Here is a 15,630-nt window from a genome sequence, read left to right as displayed (position 1 = left end):
GGATCTTGTTGTGCGCAGCAGGAAGGCGATCAGGCCGTGAGCCCGAAGCGGCGCTCCTGATCAGACCAAGCTAGCGGCAGCGAGCTGCGGACGAGGACTTCAAGAGAGAGCTCGACGGGTTGGGTGCCGGAGATGATGGCTTGCTGCAGGGAGGGTGATAGCGTGGCCAGTGGCAGGAGACGGGCGACATAGCTCTCAGAGCGAGCTTCGGTTTGGGCGATGTCTTTGAGGGACGATCCACTCTTCAACATGTCAGCCCATCGATGCGCGAGCCGCAGAGCTCGAAGAAGTGTCCGATCTGGTGTTGGTGCCCTGGAGCCGACGATGATCTTTGTTTCCACGCCACGGCGACGGAGGGAGAGGGGTGCTGGGAAGGCAAGCAAGCTGGATGTGAGCAGAGCGTCGTTGAGACCGGACAGGCTTGCAATGGCTGTCCTGTCGAGCCGGATGTGGAGATGGTCCTGCCTGATCTCGATGGAGGCTATTGCATGCGCGATTACAGCGCAGCCCTTGGCTCTGATCGATTGGGCCATGCTTTGGACCTGAGCTGCGGCGCTGGCCTGTTCGGTTGCGGATCCCGATTGCAGGACATCGTGGCGTGTCGCCTGCGTCTCGAGATGTCCCGCAATCACCTCGATGATGGCGGCTTCAAGCGCAGGGGCGGGAAGGCGCCAGCCTGTGGGGTCTGGTCCAGCAGAGATAAGGCGGTTCGAGACATAGTATCGGAAGCGTCGACCACGTGCCTGCGTATGGGTGGGCGTGAGCAGATCGCCGGTCTCGTCCCGTAGCTTGCCTAAGAGCGGGGCGCCCGGGGTCGCGTCCTTCAGAGAGCCGGCCGGATGTTGCGATCCACGCTGCCGGGCGCTGGCCGATTGTAGCTGTACCTGCACCCTTTCCCAGAGCATCTCATCGATGATCGCGCTGTGTGTTCCCGGCCAGATCCGGTCGTGGTGTCGGATCTGGCCGCGGTAGATCGGGTTGGTCAGGATCCGATGGATATGGCCTCGACCGAGGAGGCCGCCGCCTTGCGTGCGTCCGCTCGTGAAGCAGCGATGTTTTGACCGTAGCCCTTCAGCGGCGGCGGCCCGGGCGGTGGCATTGAGACAACCATGCTCAAGATAGAGGGTGAATAGACGAAGGACGGTCTCGGCCTCGGCTTTGTTGATCACGAGTTCGCGTCGGTTCGTGTCGGGATGGGGATCATAGCCGAGAGGCGGCAGACCACCCATCCAGAGCCCCTTCTTCTTCGAGGCGGCAATCTTGTCGCGGATCCGCTCGGCGGTGACCTCGCGCTCGAACTGGGCAAAGGAGAGGAGCACGTTGAGGGTCAGGCGCCCCATGGAGGACGAGGTGTTGAAGGCCTGCGTCACGGAGACGAAGGAGCAGCTTGCGGCGTCAAAGCGGTCCACGAGCTTTGCGAAGTCGGCGAGGGATCGCGTCAGCCGGTCGATCTTGTAGACCACGACCATGTCGACGCGCCCGGCCTCGATGTCGCTGAGCAAGCGCTGTAGCGCAGGGCGCTCCAGCGTGCCGCCGGAAACGCCGCCATCATCATAACGAGAGGGCAGGCACTTCCAGCCCTCATGCTTCTGGCTGGCGATGTAGGCGGCGCAAGCTTCTGCCTGCGCATCAAGCGAGTTGTAATCCTGATCGAGACCCTCTTCGGAGGATTTGCGTGTGTAGATCGCACAACGGATAGCCGGCTTGGTCATGACGCGGCCTTCGCATTCAAGCCAAAGAAGCGCGGTCCGGACCAGTGCGCGCCGGTGATCTCGCGGGCAATGACTGAGAGGGAGCGCCAGCGCTGGCCGTTCCAAAGGTAGCCATTCTCGACGACTTCAACGACATGGGTGACGCCGTTCCATTCCCGCAACAGGCGGCCACCGGGTTTGAGGTTGGGGGACATGCTCCGGCCCGAGCCACCTTCTGTGTCTCGCCGGAGCGCCGTGAGAACTTGCTTTGGCAGGCCGCCCGATCTTCTGGCCTGGAGTTCGAAGGCCAAGAAGCGGCGCAGGCAGGTCCTCCCTATTCCCTTTGGTGCAGGTCTGCCGAAGATCTGTGACCAGGCCGCGAGAAGCGCGGCCCGATCCATGCCTTCAAGATCAGCGAGGCGGATCATGTGGCCGATCCGGGCGTGGCGATGATGCGGTAAACTGCGCTGTCGGTCGTGCCCTCGTCAGTCGCTGTGCGCTCGACCGTATACCCGGCTTTGCGAAGCCCGCTGAGGGCTGCGCGTGCCGAATGCGGTTGCCAGCCGGTGGCCGAGCAGATCGCTGCAAGGCTTGTGCCCTTTGGCTGCGCGAGCAAGGCCCGCACCATCTCGATCTTCGTTTGCTTGGGCTTAGACATGGGTTCTCTCCTCGGTTGGTTGGACCGACGACGTGTCGGTCCTTGTACCGAGGCATGCCCGGGAGCGATCCGGGCGTGGGTGCAGTACCGCTCTGTTCGTAGAGGAAGTCGAGCGCGTTCTGCGCTGCCGGCGAGGCCAAGTTACGCGGTGCCATAGCTGCGATAGATTGAGCGGTTTGACTAAGCATCAGTATCTTTAACCAATTGTAATAAAGCGAAAATATTACGTCAGCCCCCCTGATCTTGCTTGACACGCGCGTGCCTTGTGGCAAGGTGACGGCGCTTCAGCAGCGCAGCCCTCACGACTTGGGCATGATGGCCCTCTGAGGGCCTTAGGGCAGTCCGAAGCCACTTCACCGGATCGCGTGATCCGGGAGGCGGCGGTCTGTCCAGCGCTCCCGAGATCAGCAGCGATCCATTCCGATCAAGCGCCTGAACGGCGTCACTACGAATGGAGGCTTGAATGTCGAAACCCGAAACACCCCAAACCCGTAAGCGCCGCAATCGGCCGATCTGGTGCAGCCAGCAGATCGAGCAGGTGCCAATCACCGAGCTGACCCTTTACGGTAAGCGACTTCGGTCTCATGACGACAAAAGCCTCGCTCGCCTTGCTGAAGCGATTGCCGAGTTTGGGTTCGTTGTCCCGGTCGTGATCGACGGCGCAGGGGGTATCGTCTCCGGGGAGGCGCGGATTGAGGCGGCGCGGCGACTTGGTCTTGAGAGCGTCCCTGCGATCCGCGTCGACCACCTTACGCGGGAGCAGGTTCGGGCCTACCGGATTGCCGAGAACCGTCTGGCCGAGCTGTCGAGCTGGAACCGCGATGCGTTGCGTCTCGAGTTCGCCGAACTTGCTGAACTGCAGTTGGAGGACGCGCTTGCGTTTGATCTTACCATCACTGGCTTTGATACGCCCGAGATCGACCTGCTGATCCTCGATCCTGAGGAGCAGAGTGCATCGCCTTGCGAAGTCATCGAGCATCCAGATCGCGCTACGGTGCCGGTGACACGACGTGGCGATCTTTGGCAGTTGGGACGTCACAGGCTGTTGTGCGGCGACGCTCTGGACCGGGAGACCTATGCTCAGCTCCTTGGCGATGATCATGGTGGAGGGGTGCGGATGGTGTTCACGGACCCGCCTTACAATGTTCCGGTGAACGGGCATGTGCGCAGCGCCAAAAACGGGCACCGTGAGTTTGCGATGGCGTCGGGCGAAATGAGTGAGGATCAGTTCGCGATCTTCCTGCGGACCTTCCTTGGGAGGGTGCTTGACGCACTCGTCCCGGGGGGCGTGGCCATGGTTTGCATGGATTGGCGCCACATCGATCAGGTAATCGTAGCGGGCAAATCCTGCGGCTTCGATCTGATCAATCTCTGTGTGTGGAACAAGACCAATGGCGGGATGGGCAGCCTCTATCGGTCGAAGCACGAACTGATCTGCCTCTTCCGCAAGCCCGGCGCGCCGCATGTCAACAATGTCGAGTTGGGCAAGCACGGCCGCTACCGGACGAATGTTTGGGATTACGCTGGTGTCAACAGCTTCGGTGCGGGGAGGTCGGCAGATCTCGCGGATCATCCTACGGTGAAGCCAACCGCCCTCGTGGCCGATGCGATCCTTGATGTCAGTCGTCACGGTGACATCGTGCTCGACGCCTTTGGTGGGTCGGGCTCGACGCTGCTCGCTGCCGAAAAGACAGGGCGGTTTGCGCGGCTGATCGAGCTTGACCCGCTCTATGTGGATGTTGCGATCCGCCGCTGGCAGGCCATGACGGGCCAGCGCGCAGTGCACGCAGTCACCGGCGAAGCCTTTGATGATCGGGTTCAGGCTGCAAAGGCCGATGCTGACGGGGAGGCCTCTCATGTCGAGGCATGACGATGATGATGGCTACGAGGTGGGGTACGGCAAGCCGCCGAAGGCGTCCCGGTTCAAGAAGGGACAGTCTGGCAACCCTAAAGGACGGCCGAAAGGCGCGCGTGGCTTCAGGGCAAGCCTGATCCGAGAGCTTGAAGCGCCCATAGTGGTGCGGGATGGCAATCGCGTGACGCGGATCTCTAAAGGAGAAGCGGCGGCGAAGCGTTTGCTGGAGCTGGCGTTGAAGGGCGACATGGCGGCCCTGAAGAGCCTGCTTGCGCTCGACAACGATCTGATGAGCGTACGAGCCAGCGGGGATGCCGCACAGGCCGAAAGCGCGGAGGTCGACCAAGTCGATCTCGACATCCTGCGTCACTTCTTTGCCCTCTCGGGCTCACATCCGCCCGAAGATGCCGATGACAAAGCGGATCGGCAGTACACAGACCCTGGCGTGGGAGGCGAAGATGACAGTGATGCCTGATCCCGCGCGCTGTCGGCGGGCCGCTCAGGTCGTCTGCCGCGACAACTTCTTCCACTTCGTTTGGAGGGTCTTCGCGACCCTCCATGCCGACCCGGCGCATCGCTTTGTGCCCGCTTGGCATGTGGAAGCGATCTGCAAAGAGCTTGAAGATCTGCGCAACGGGATAAACCGCCGGCTTGTGATTACCATGCCGCCGCGCTGTCTGAAGTCGATCACTGTCGCCGTTGCCTATCCGGCATTTTTGCTCGGACACGGGCCGCATACGAAGATCATGGTGGCAAGCTACGGTCTCGATCTTGCCCGCAAACACGCAGAGGATTGCCGGCGGGTGATGGAGGCTCCCTGGTACAAACAGATGTTCCCGCGTACCCGGCTTGCCACGCGAGGCACCACGATTGACGAGCTGCGCACGACGCAGGGTGGCGGGCGCAAGGCGGTCTCGCTCGGCAGTTCCGTGACAGGGCACGGCGCCGATACGATCATCATCGACGATCTGCTGAAAGCGGCGGATGCGGGTTCTGAGGTCGAACGTTACCGCGCGCAGGACTTCATCGAGGCCACTTTGCTGTCGCGCTTCGACAATCCGGCTGAAGGCCGCGTGGTCATGGTTGCGCAGCGGCTGCACGAAATGGATCCGCCGGGCTACCTCTTGGGCAAGGGTACCTACCGTCACCTGAACCTCCCCGCCATTGCTGAGGTTGAGGACAGTGTTCTCTTGCCCGGTGGACGGGTGCATCGCCGCTTGCCGGGCCAGCCGCTCTTTCCGGAGCGTCTTGATCTTGATGCGCTCGAGCGTCTCCGGCGAGAACTGGGGACGGCGGTGTTCAATTGCCAGTACCAGCAAAACCCGATTGCACCGGATGGATCACCGCTGCGGTGGGAGTGGTTTGGAACCTATGACGAAGTGCTGGAGCCACGACGATACGAGCTCCTCGTGCAAAGCTGGGACACCGGCATGTCGGCAGATCCACGCTCTGACTATTCCGTATGTACGACCTGGGGGTTTGCGGAGACCCGTTGGCACCTGCTCGATGTGTTCCGAGCGCGGCTTGATTACCCTGACCTCAAGAAAACTGTCACGGGGCTGGTTGCGGCGTGGGATCCGGACAAGGTGCTGATTGAGGATGCGGCAACGGGCAAGCCGCTCTTTGACGAATTGTTCCGCAATGACAGGCGGCGGTTCCGGAAAGTTCCCGCTGTCGAGAACAAGGAGATCCGCTTCGCGGCCGCCTGCGCTTCCGTTGAGGAGGGCAAGGTCTTGCTGCCTAGCGAAGCTGCATGGCTGGCGGACTTCAAGCGTGAGCTTCAGAGCTTTCCCCGTGGTCGCCACGATGATCAAGTCGACAGCTTCAGCCAGTTCCTGAACTGGTCGAAGGGCAACGGCTTTTGGCGCGCCCTCGATCGTCAGCATCCACTGCGGGTCGAACGGCGCAGCCGGCCCATCCGACGTAGGCCTGCGCGGCGCTCTATGCGGGCGCGGCACGATGACGTGTAAGGGAAGGCAGGCCGCTTAGTTCAATCTGCTCTGCCCTGATTGCGCGAAATTAAGGGCACAGACCACCGAATACGTCGTTGGTAGGGATACCTTCCCAAAGAAAGCAGGAAAGTGGTTGTTTAGCGCGTTCAGACAGTGTGGCCGGTGTCGGCCCAAAGCCGACTTTCCAGATGGACGACCGTGCTGCGGTGCAGCTTCCCCGAAGCGGCCATTCGTGCATCGCGTAGCATCTCCGCACGCTGAATGACTGGAGTGCGGACAAACCAGACCGATGCGCGCACGGCATAGACAGTCGTCCAAATCACTGCCGGACGGCCATCTGATCGCTGCAGTACAGCGCGGTTGCCCGAAAGCGGTCGTTTCAGCATCCCCAAACGGGCCAGATCGGCATCGGTTATTCGCGGCGCTACGGCTTGATGTCTAGCATGCGGATCAAGCATTATGAGATAGGGTTTATTGTTTGTTCCCAGTGGCCCAACAAGGTTTGCTTTCGTTTCGCGCCATCGCGTCAAGGCGCCATTGGGTGGGCGGCCTCAATCGGCCGCCCGTTATTGTCATTGGCTGATCGCGCCAACCTCGCTGTAGTAGCGGGCCGCGCCGGGATGCAATTGCATCTCGCCCAGCGGCAGGACAGCGGTTTCGATCGTGATCGCCTCGGCCCAAGGGGCTTCGGTCGTCACCTGGTCGATGTTTTCCCAGAAGGCGCGGGTGATCTGGTAGATCATTTCCTCGTCGAGATCGGCGCGCACGCCGATGCCGACCCAAGTGTCATTCGCCGTCACGGGGCCGTCATTGACCTGGTTTGCATACACGCCGGCCGGGATTTCCGTCAGGAACCGTTCGTTGCCCAGGAACGCGGTGACGGAGTCACTCTCGTGCGTCTCGGGCCCGATGAACCGCACGGTCTCGGTCTCGGTGAACTGGATGAATTGCTGGCAGGGATCCAGGCAGCCATTGACGTACATGTCGATCGAGCCATCGAGGAACGCCTGGAAGCCGGTCTGCCAGTTGGCCGAGATCGCCTCGTAATCCTCACCGGCAACAAGGCCGGTTGTGGCCTCGATCCAGGCGCGGGCGGTGTTGAACGCCCCCCCGCCCTGCGGGCCGAGGAAGACCGTAGCGCCTTCGATGTCATCCAGCAGAAGGATGTCGCTGTCACCGCGCACCGCGTAGTGATAGGCGCCGTAGGGGAACCACATCAGCAAGCGGACGTTTTCGGACATCTCCGCCGCATCGGCCTCGTTCTGGTACATCGCGACGCCGCGCTGCATGAGCCGGTAGATCGTCGGCGACACCATGGACATCTCGAGGTTGCCGCGCCCGACTTCGAGCATGTGCAGCGTGGCCGCGCCGCCGGGGTTCACCTCGATCTCGACCCCGTCGAGATTGTCGTTCACGATATTGGCGAAGGTCGCCATGGTGATCGCCTGGCCGAGACTTGGCGCGATGGTCGCCATGCGCAGCGTGTCCTGAGCGGCGGCGGGGCCGGCAAGAAGCACAAGCCCGATGGCGGCGGTTGCCAGGTGTTTTGTCATCTCAGATCCTCCCTTGTGATGACGCGATGGCAGCCGTCAGGGTCCTGCGGCCACGGTTCCCGACCGCGCCCGATACCTGTGGACTGCAACAAGAAGACACCCCGCAGCCGCGGCAGGCAGGGCGATGGCATGGGATGGCACCAGCATGGCGAGCCCGGCCGCGGCGCGTCCGACCCGTTCGAGCCGTGACAGCCTCGCGGCCTCGTGGCCGGCCAGCGCCGAGGAGACCAGCCACAGCGCCATGGAAAAGGCCGCGACGATCCAGAGGAACTCCCCCCAGCTGATCGTGTCCGGGTCCATCATGGCAGACGAGCCGGAAAGCTCCGCCCCGAAAAGCGGGAAGAGAAGCTGCAGCTTGTAGAGCAGCGCCGGGTGGAAGGCGAAGACGAAGGGGATGAGGAAACCCGCAAAACCGATCTTGGCGGCTTCCAGGCCTGTCCGCATCGGGTCGGCCCCCGCGATCGGGGCGGCCGCGAAGGCGGCAAGCGCCACGGGCGGCGTCACCGTGGACATGACCGCGAAGAAGACGACGAACAGGTGCAGCGTCAGCTCGGGGATGCCCACCGCCTCGATGCCGGAGCTCAGCGCGATCACGATGATGAAATAGGTGGCCCCCGGTGGCAGCCCCATCCCCAGCACGATGGACCCCAGCGCGACGACGAGGAGGACCAGGATCAGCGGGCCATCGGCCAGCTGCGCCAGCAGGAGCGACAACCGCCCCGAAAAGCCCGAAAGCTGGATCAGCCCGACGATCAGCCCGATGGCGGCGACGATCACGACGATGGAGGCGGACATGCGGCCCGCATCGACAAAGGCGGCCCAAAGCTTGCTCCGCGACCTGAAGCCGGGAAACAGGACCAGCGCCGAGACGAGGGCCGCGACGAAGCCGTAGAAACCCGCTTTCGGCACCGAGGGCTGGATGAACAGGAAGGTCGACAGCACGCCGAGCGGTATGACGAAGACCAGGCACTGGCGAAGTTCGTGCCCCGAAAGCCGCGGGCGCGCCTCGGGCGGCAGCCGCCCCACACCCGCGCGCCGCGCCTCGAAATAGACCGCCATGAAGGTGCCGAGATAGTAGAAGAAGGCCGGCAGGATGGCGGCGACGACGATGTAGCGATACTCCAGCCCGATCTGCCCCGCGACGAAGAAGGCGACCACGCCCATGACCGGCGGCATGATCTGCCCCCCGGTCGAGGCCGCCGCTTCGACCGCGCCCGCGAAGCTGGGGCGGAAGCCCGCCTTCTTGATCACCGGGATGGTCATGACGCCGGTCGACACGACGTTGGAAATCGCCGCCCCTGACAGCGTGCCGAACAAGGCGGAGGAGGCGACCGAGGCATGGGCCGCACCGCCGATGAAGCCCCCGGTCAGGCGGTTCGCGATCTTCATCAACAGCTCGCCCGCCCCCGAAGCCATCAGCACCGCTCCGAAGACGATGAAGATCAGCACGTTGCCCGACACCACCTGGATGGGTTGCCCGAACATGCCCCCGGTCTGGCTCCAGAAATTCTGCACCATCGCGCGCAGGTTCTGCGCGATGGTCGCGTCCGACCCCTGGAAAATGCCGGCCCAGTCCGGGAAAAGCCCGCGGGTGAACAGGTAAAGAACCCAGAACAGGCAGAAGGCCGCGATGAACCCGCCGAACATGCGCCAGGTGAGGAAAAGCGTGACCGCCGCGGCGATGGGAAAGATCACGAAGTCGATCGGGTCCGCGGATGGCAGCAGCCCCGCATCGGTCGCGAAGATATCCACGATCCAGAGCGTCATGGTGGCGACCGCGGTACCGGCAAGCCCCCAGTTCACCCAGCGCAGGCCAGGCCGGGCCTGAAGCGACAGCGCGGAAACCGCCAGCCCGAACGCGATGGGCAGGCCCAGGATCAGGCCCGTGGGCTGCAGCAGGTTGCGCTCGACCGCACGCCAGCCCGCCCCCAGCCAGTGTTCGCGCATGACCACGCGCTGGTCGCGGCGCGACAGCTCGTCCCAGCCCTCTGTTGTGGCCTCGACAAACCAGCGCACGAAATCGCTGATCGGGCCGCCGGCTGCGTAAAGCAGGATCACCAGCGTGAAACACACGGCCAGCACATCGCGCATGCGCTGGTCCAGCGGCCGGGGCAAGGCGTCACTCATCGCGCCGCTCCGCCGTGAAATCCTGCCGGGCGGGCCCCCGATACCGGCTGGTCAGTTCCTCGGGCACCTCGGACCCGTCGACGAGGAAGGGCAATATGCCCTTGCGGCCCGATCTGCCGCGCCCTGCCAGGATCTCGGCATCGGACTTGGTCACGCGCTGGGACATGCGCCGCCCCCACCCGGCCAGGCAGGCATAGAGCCTGTCGATCTCGGCCTGGTGGTCGGCGCCCTTGGCGAGGTCGTGGAACTCGTCCGGGTCGGTCCACAGATCGAACAGCATCGGGCGGAACCCGCCTTCGGCATGGACAAGCTTCCAGCGCCCGTCGAAGACCATGAACAACCGGCAGTCGCGCGGACGCAGCCCGAGTTTCACGGCCTGCGGCGTTTGCGAGTAGTCGTACTCGGAGATGACGTAGCGCCGCCAATCCTCCGGAACCTCCCCCCGGATCCACGGCATCAGCGAGCGGCCCTCGATGATGTGGTCCGGCACCTTTCCACCCGCGGCCTCGACGAAGGTCGCTGCGAGGTCGATGGATTCGACCAGCGCATCGCAGACGGTGCCACGGGTCGCGTCGGCCCCGGGCCGCGGATCGTAGACGATCATCGGGATCTTGACCGAGGGATCGTGGAACATGTCCTTTTCCCCCAGCCAGTGATCGCCGAGGTAGTCGCCGTGATCGGAGGTCAGGACGATCATCGTGTCCTGCATTCGCCCGGTCTCTTCAAGATGGTCGAGCAGACGCCCCAACTGGTCGTCGCATTGCCGGATCAGCCCCATATAGGCCGGGATCACCTTCTGCCGGACCTCCTCCCTCTGGAAGGCCGCCGCGATGCGGTTGTCCATGTAGGCGCCATAGACCGGGTGCGGATCTTCCCTCTCGACCGGATCGCGACGGGCCGCGGGGACGTGATTGGGCCCGTACATGTCGTGGTAGGGTGCCGGGACGATATAGGGCCAGTGCGGCTTGATATAGGAAACATGCGCACACCACGGCCCCTCGGCCTGCGCTATGAACTCGATCGTCCGGGTCGTCAGCCACGGGGTCTCGCTGTCTTCCTCGCGGATATTCGCCGGCTTGTCGGCATTCATGAATATCCAGCCCGAGGCCATGTTGCCGTCATCGTCGATGCCGGCATTGGCATTCTCGGACCAGGGATTATCCGCGGCATATCCCTTCGACTTCAGGTATTCGTTATAGGGGCTGCGCTTCTCGTCGTAGAAGCCGTCCGGTCCCTCGCCCCAGAGACCGTCATCACGCACCCAGGTGTCAAAGCCGCACTCCGCCTGCCGGGCGCCGATCACACTGTCCGGCGCAAGCCCCAGCCGGGCCATCCCCTTCGCATCCGCCTTCATGTGGGTCTTGCCGATCAGCCAGCAGGCCATCCCTGCTTCGCGCAGGTGGTCGCCCAAGGTCAGCTCGCCCACGCGCAGCGGAAACGCGTTCCACGCCGCGCCATGCGAGGACACGTAGCGCCCCGTGTAGAAGGACATGCGCGAGGCGCCGCAGATCGGCGACTGGACATAGGCATTCGTGAAACGCACGCCACGTGCCGCGACGCGGTCGAAATTGGGGGTCTCGAGATGGGGATGCCCGGCGCAGCCGAGGTAATCGAAGCGCAGCTGGTCATACATGATGAACAGGATATTCACGAAACGGCGCCTCCCCCGCGATCCGTCGGGCCGGTTTCACGGGCCCGATGCGCAGGCTAACCCGATTCTCCGATAACTCGCTAAGCGCAATTTTTCAGACCCATTACCCCGGGTTATGATCGCGCAGGCGTCTGCTCTCCTCGTGCACCAGGTCGCCGAAGGCCATCGCGGCCGGCGTCAGAATGCGCCCCCGCGCATGCGTCAGGGCAATGTCCACCCCTGTCGGCCCCATCTCGACGGGCACCTGGACGACGTTCCAGCGCGACAGGATTTCGGGCAGCACGAGCGAGGGGAAGCTGCAGACAAGATCCGAGCTTTCCAGCACCGAGAGGATCGACAGGATCGAATCCGACAGCAGGACCGGCTCCTTCGCGGCAATCCCGTTGGCTTCGAGGAAATCCGCGTAATAGGGGCGGCGGCCGCGTGGACCGATCGCCGCCCAGGGGGCCTCGCCCAGGATCTTCGGGTCCGTCGTCCGCGCATAGCGCGAGTTCGCGCCGGTCAGAAGCGCCAGCCCCGTTCGTAGAAGCGGTTCGGCAATCAGCCCCGGCTCACCGCCGGATGACGGGCCCGGTCCGATGACGAAATCGGCTTCGGCACTGTGCAGTGCCGCGAAGGCCTTGGGGGCGTGGCCGCCCCGGATCTGCACCCGAACCCCACGGAACCGCGATCCGAACCGGGCCATGACGGGCGGAATAATCTTCATCGCTGCCAGCGGAGAGACGACCACGCCGATCTGCCCGGTCAGTTCGCCCCGGCGTTGCGCCAGATCCTCGGCCAGCGCGTCGAGGTCGCGCAGGATGCGGCGGCAACGTTCGACCACGCGCGCCCCGTCCGCGGTCATGTGCGCGCCATGCGCCCCCCGGTAGAACAGCTGCACCCCGACATCTTCCTCGGCGCGCTTCAGGGCCTTGGTCAAGGCCGGCTGCGTCTTGCCGATGCGCCTTGCCGCCGCGCCAAGGCTCCCGGCATCGGCGATCGCGACGATAAGCTCGACATGGCTGGGATGCATGGGCCGCTCCTCGTGGTGCGGCAGGCTGGCATGGCGTCTTGGCCTTTGGCAAGACTTCTTGCGTGCAACAAGGACTTCAGTGATGGCGCAAGCCAACGGGAGACCGGACAACGGTCGTAAACTGCACCACACACGAATTGAGTATGCTATGGGCTCGAAGCCGACTTGCTGCAGTGCAGCAGTTCATCCCAGACTCGATTGAATTGAATGTCAGCTTCCGCCCTTTGAGGGCCGACATGCTCGCCACCGCGGCGAATGACCGGAATCCGCCCAAAGCGGCCATTCAAAACTGAGGCAGCTTCTCTGCGAGGTGAGCCTTCGGTTGGCCACTGGTCGACGTTCTGACGCCTGAATCGGTCTGCGCCACTATGTCGAATGCGTTGTTTCGTGCGGTGAATTGACCTGCCACTGAACTTTCATCCAGCCGCGACTGGAGCCCGGTTCATGTTTACGCCGGTTGGCGCAGGTTGAGCAATCGCCCGACGCGCGGAGCTTTCATCTCGCGCAGCGGGGCGGGCGATTGCGGTGGTCAGGGTCCGCGCGTAGTCGGCAGGGGTCTGGTAGTCCAAGGCCGAATGCGGGCGTTCGGTGTTATAGTCGGCAGCCCAGGCGGCGATGACGACCCGCGCGTGTGCCAGGTTGCGGAACATGGTCTCGTTGAGCAGTTCGTCGCGCATCCGTCCGTTGAAACTCTCCACGAAGCCGTTTTGCGTGGGTTTTCCCGGTGCGATGTACTGCCATTCGATCCGCTGCTCGGAACACCACCGCAGGATCGCGTTACTGGTCAGTTCGGTTCCGTTGTCGCTGACAATCATGCCGGGCTTTCCGCGCCGCTCGATCAGGGCCGTCAGCTCCCGTGCTACACGCCGCCCCGAGATCGAAGTATCCGGGATCGCAGCCAGGCATTCGCGGGTGACGTCGTTAACCTCGTTGAGCACCCGGAAGCGCTGGCCTCCCGCGAACTGGTCATGGACGAAATCCAGTGACCAGCGTGCATTGGGCCGTGCCTCGACCAAGATTGGCGCCCGGGTCCCGACGGCCTTGCGTCGGGCCTTTCGCTTGCGCACCGTCAGCCCTTCCTCGCGGTAGAGCCGATAGATCCGGTTAATCCCCGAGGGCTCACCCTCGCGGCGCAGCAGGACAAATAGGCGCCGGTAACCGAACCGCCGGCGCTCGTTGGCCAGATCCCGCAACCGACCGCGCAGAACCGTGTCCGGGGCACTCTGAGAGCGATAGCGGATCATCGTTCGATCCGCGCCAATGATATGGCAGGCCCGCCGTTCCGACAGGCCATGCTCGGCCCGAAGATACGCAACGGCTTCACGCTTCACGGCGGGCCCTACCACTTTTTTGAAACCAGATCCTTCATCGCTGCCAGATCCAGCATCTGCTCGGCCAGAAGCTTCTTCAGCTTGGCGTTCTCATCCTCGAGCGCCTTCAGCCGCTTGGCCTCCGACACCGTCATGCCGCCAAACTTGGCCTTCCAATTGTAGAAGGTGCCTTCCGACATGCCGTGCTTGCGGCACAGATCTGCACACTTCGCGCCAGCCTCATGCTCGCCAAGGATGCCGATGATCTGTTCGTCCGTGAATCTCGTTCGCTTCATTGTCCGTCCTCAGGTTGGGCCGGACTCTAATCGACGGTGGAGGAAAAATCCCATGGCAGGTCAGCCGCGCCCTCGAGAAGAGCGCTCGCCTTTGTTCTCGAACCAATGGCGCACAATTGCTCGCTCCACTGGTGGATCATCGTCGGATGCACGCCATATTCGGCAGGCAGTTCCAACACCGTACGCTCGCCCCTCACGGCTTCCAGCGCCACGCGGGCTTTGGATCCCGCGTCATGGTTCCTGCGTTTCCTCATGTTTTGATCTCCTCGTTCTGGGAGGCCAGCAGACGTCAGATCGTAGCTTCCGTCACTGTCCGATTTTCGGGGAGCAGCTCAATGCAAAAACTGACAGGTCGTATTTTTTTCAGTGTTCAAGGTTCCACAATGCATTCTGCCTGATTGTTTTTCGTCAATGTCGAATCTCAGTCTATCTGGTCTCGTGTCTCATGCATCATGAAAACCAACCGTGTCGACGGAATGTTGTCGTGTCGATAAGCGCCTGCAGAAATTAGCGAATTATTCGAAGTGGTGTCGAGTTCCGATTGAGGTCGCATAGTCGTCGACGAGGGATTTTGTCGATTATTTGGTAATCCGGATCACTGGTCAAAAGTGCAAAATTGTTTTGTTCGGTTTTCAGTTGTGTGGGGGGATTTATCTACCACGATGAGCATCACTGCCAAAAGGGTATGTTGGAAATGAAATATCTGACTTTTATTGCCACCAGCATCCTCGTAATCCTTGCCGTAAATGATGCACAGGCGCAAACAACTAGGCCATTCCCACGGCCTGATGCCGCCCTGCACCTGACCATGCTGGGAATTGCGCAAGTGCGGATATCCAGCCTTTCTCGGGAACAGGTTTACGACATCGAGATCATCTTGGGCCAAGATGGTTTATCGGAGAACGAAAAGAGAGACGCAATAGATCGCATCATGGATCGCCGTTCGCTCACTCGGGACGAAGAAGAGCTCTTCCGTCTCTATGTTCTCGAACGCCTCGCCGATCTGGGGTATTCTGCGGATCACTTCAGGGGTGTCACACTGCCCCAGGCCATCATGCTAGAAGCTGTGTTGGCACAAAGGGGTCCGGACTTGACGAGAGCGGTAATCGACAGCTTGCTCGCAGAATCGGAATGGCCAATGAGGCGGCGCCAGAGTTACCGCGGCGACATCGAGACGCTTCTGGAAAACATGGGTTTTTCGCGCGAACACGTCCCGACCCTAAGCTGGCTTCAACTGCGCGAGATCGATGATGTGCTAAGCACGTCCAATCGGCCCGAAGAAGCACGGCAGTGTGTCGCGCGCATCATCTTGCGCGGAAATCTAACCTTATCCGAACGGATGGATCTGCTCCGCGATCTGCAAGAGCTTCGGATCGAGGGTGAGAACTCGGTTTATGGCGCACTTGGGGCTCGGGAACTTTTCGAGCTGCGCAGCGTTTTGCAGGCGGTCAGCCCGGATACCCAAAGACGGGATCGGGCAGCCGCCATCCTCCTGCATCGCCGTATGGCGGGGCCTTGTGACTGA

12 protein-coding genes and 1 pseudogene are annotated in these 15,630 nt (G+C 62.6%); 4 read left to right on the top strand and 9 right to left on the bottom strand.

Annotation, left to right across the window (positions count from 1 at the left end; genetic code table 11):
- Nucleotides 1-29: 29 nt before the first annotated feature.
- The 3 genes from AABA51_RS13700 to AABA51_RS13690 are packed head-to-tail and all read right to left on the bottom strand — an operon-like array spanning nucleotide 30 to nucleotide 2,349.
- A complete protein-coding gene (locus tag AABA51_RS13700; protein ID WP_338272522.1) occupies nucleotides 30-1,712 on the bottom strand; it encodes a recombinase family protein in 1,683 nt (560 codons plus the stop codon).
- Entirely contained in the window at nucleotides 1,709-2,119 is a 411-nt protein-coding gene (locus AABA51_RS13695; RefSeq protein WP_338272520.1) for a DUF2924 domain-containing protein, read from the bottom strand. The genes AABA51_RS13700 and AABA51_RS13695 overlap by 4 nt, the downstream gene beginning before the upstream one ends.
- A complete protein-coding gene (locus tag AABA51_RS13690; RefSeq protein ID WP_338272518.1) occupies nucleotides 2,116-2,349 on the bottom strand; it encodes a DUF3489 domain-containing protein in 234 nt (77 codons plus the stop codon). The genes AABA51_RS13695 and AABA51_RS13690 overlap by 4 nt, the downstream gene beginning before the upstream one ends.
- 463 nt (nucleotides 2,350-2,812) lie before the next feature.
- Between AABA51_RS13690 and AABA51_RS13685 the strand changes: the two genes are divergently transcribed.
- The 3 genes from AABA51_RS13685 to terL are packed head-to-tail and all read left to right on the top strand — an operon-like array spanning nucleotide 2,813 to nucleotide 6,174.
- Nucleotides 2,813-4,219, top strand: coding sequence for a site-specific DNA-methyltransferase (locus tag AABA51_RS13685; protein ID WP_338272515.1), 1,407 nt, complete (start codon nucleotides 2,813-2,815; stop codon nucleotides 4,217-4,219).
- Nucleotides 4,206-4,679 carry a DUF5681 domain-containing protein gene (locus AABA51_RS13680; RefSeq protein WP_338272514.1) on the top strand — a complete coding sequence of 158 codons (474 nt, stop codon included), beginning with the start codon at nucleotides 4,206-4,208 and terminating at the stop codon, nucleotides 4,677-4,679. The genes AABA51_RS13685 and AABA51_RS13680 overlap by 14 nt, the downstream gene beginning before the upstream one ends.
- Entirely contained in the window at nucleotides 4,615-6,174 is a 1,560-nt protein-coding gene (gene terL, locus AABA51_RS13675) for a phage terminase large subunit (protein ID WP_338272513.1), read from the top strand. The genes AABA51_RS13680 and terL overlap by 65 nt, the downstream gene beginning before the upstream one ends.
- 554 nt (nucleotides 6,175-6,728) lie before the next feature.
- Here the strand turns inward: terL and AABA51_RS13670 are convergent.
- From AABA51_RS13670 to AABA51_RS17155, 6 genes and pseudogenes are all read right to left on the bottom strand, one after another.
- Complete coding sequence (locus AABA51_RS13670; RefSeq protein ID WP_338272510.1) at nucleotides 6,729-7,709, bottom strand: TAXI family TRAP transporter solute-binding subunit; 981 nt, start codon at nucleotides 7,707-7,709, stop codon at nucleotides 6,729-6,731.
- A gap of 36 nt (nucleotides 7,710-7,745) precedes the next feature.
- Entirely contained in the window at nucleotides 7,746-9,836 is a 2,091-nt protein-coding gene (locus AABA51_RS13665) for a TRAP transporter permease (RefSeq protein WP_338272509.1), read from the bottom strand.
- Nucleotides 9,829-11,487 (bottom strand): sulfatase-like hydrolase/transferase, encoded by a 1,659-nt coding sequence (locus tag AABA51_RS13660; RefSeq protein ID WP_338272508.1) that lies wholly within the window; start codon nucleotides 11,485-11,487, stop codon nucleotides 9,829-9,831. Before AABA51_RS13660 ends, AABA51_RS13665 begins: the two co-directional genes overlap by 8 nt.
- 103 nt (nucleotides 11,488-11,590) lie before the next feature.
- Entirely contained in the window at nucleotides 11,591-12,499 is a 909-nt protein-coding gene (locus AABA51_RS13655) for a LysR family transcriptional regulator (RefSeq protein ID WP_338272507.1), read from the bottom strand.
- A gap of 416 nt (nucleotides 12,500-12,915) precedes the next feature.
- Nucleotides 12,916-14,105, bottom strand: a protein-coding gene (locus tag AABA51_RS13650) for an IS3 family transposase (protein ID WP_338272505.1) whose coding sequence is annotated in 2 segments (ribosomal slippage) — nucleotides 12,916-13,853 and nucleotides 13,853-14,105 — 1,191 coding nt in all. Because the reading frame shifts where the segments join, the coding sequence is not laid out codon by codon here.
- A 116-nt stretch (nucleotides 14,106-14,221) separates the two neighbouring features.
- Nucleotides 14,222-14,359 (bottom strand): annotated as a pseudogene (locus AABA51_RS17155) (IS3 family transposase); the annotation flags it as partial.
- A gap of 440 nt (nucleotides 14,360-14,799) precedes the next feature.
- On the opposite strand from AABA51_RS17155, the gene AABA51_RS13640 reads away from it, so the two are divergent.
- Nucleotides 14,800-15,630 (top strand): hypothetical protein, encoded by an 831-nt coding sequence (locus tag AABA51_RS13640; RefSeq protein ID WP_338272502.1) that lies wholly within the window; start codon nucleotides 14,800-14,802, stop codon nucleotides 15,628-15,630.

The sequence above is a fragment of the Roseicyclus marinus genome (assembly GCF_036322625.1).
Taxonomy (GTDB): domain Bacteria; phylum Pseudomonadota; class Alphaproteobacteria; order Rhodobacterales; family Rhodobacteraceae; genus Roseicyclus; species Roseicyclus marinus_A.
Note: the sequence above shows the minus strand (reverse complement) of the source record. Positions and strands in the feature narration are given on the sequence as shown.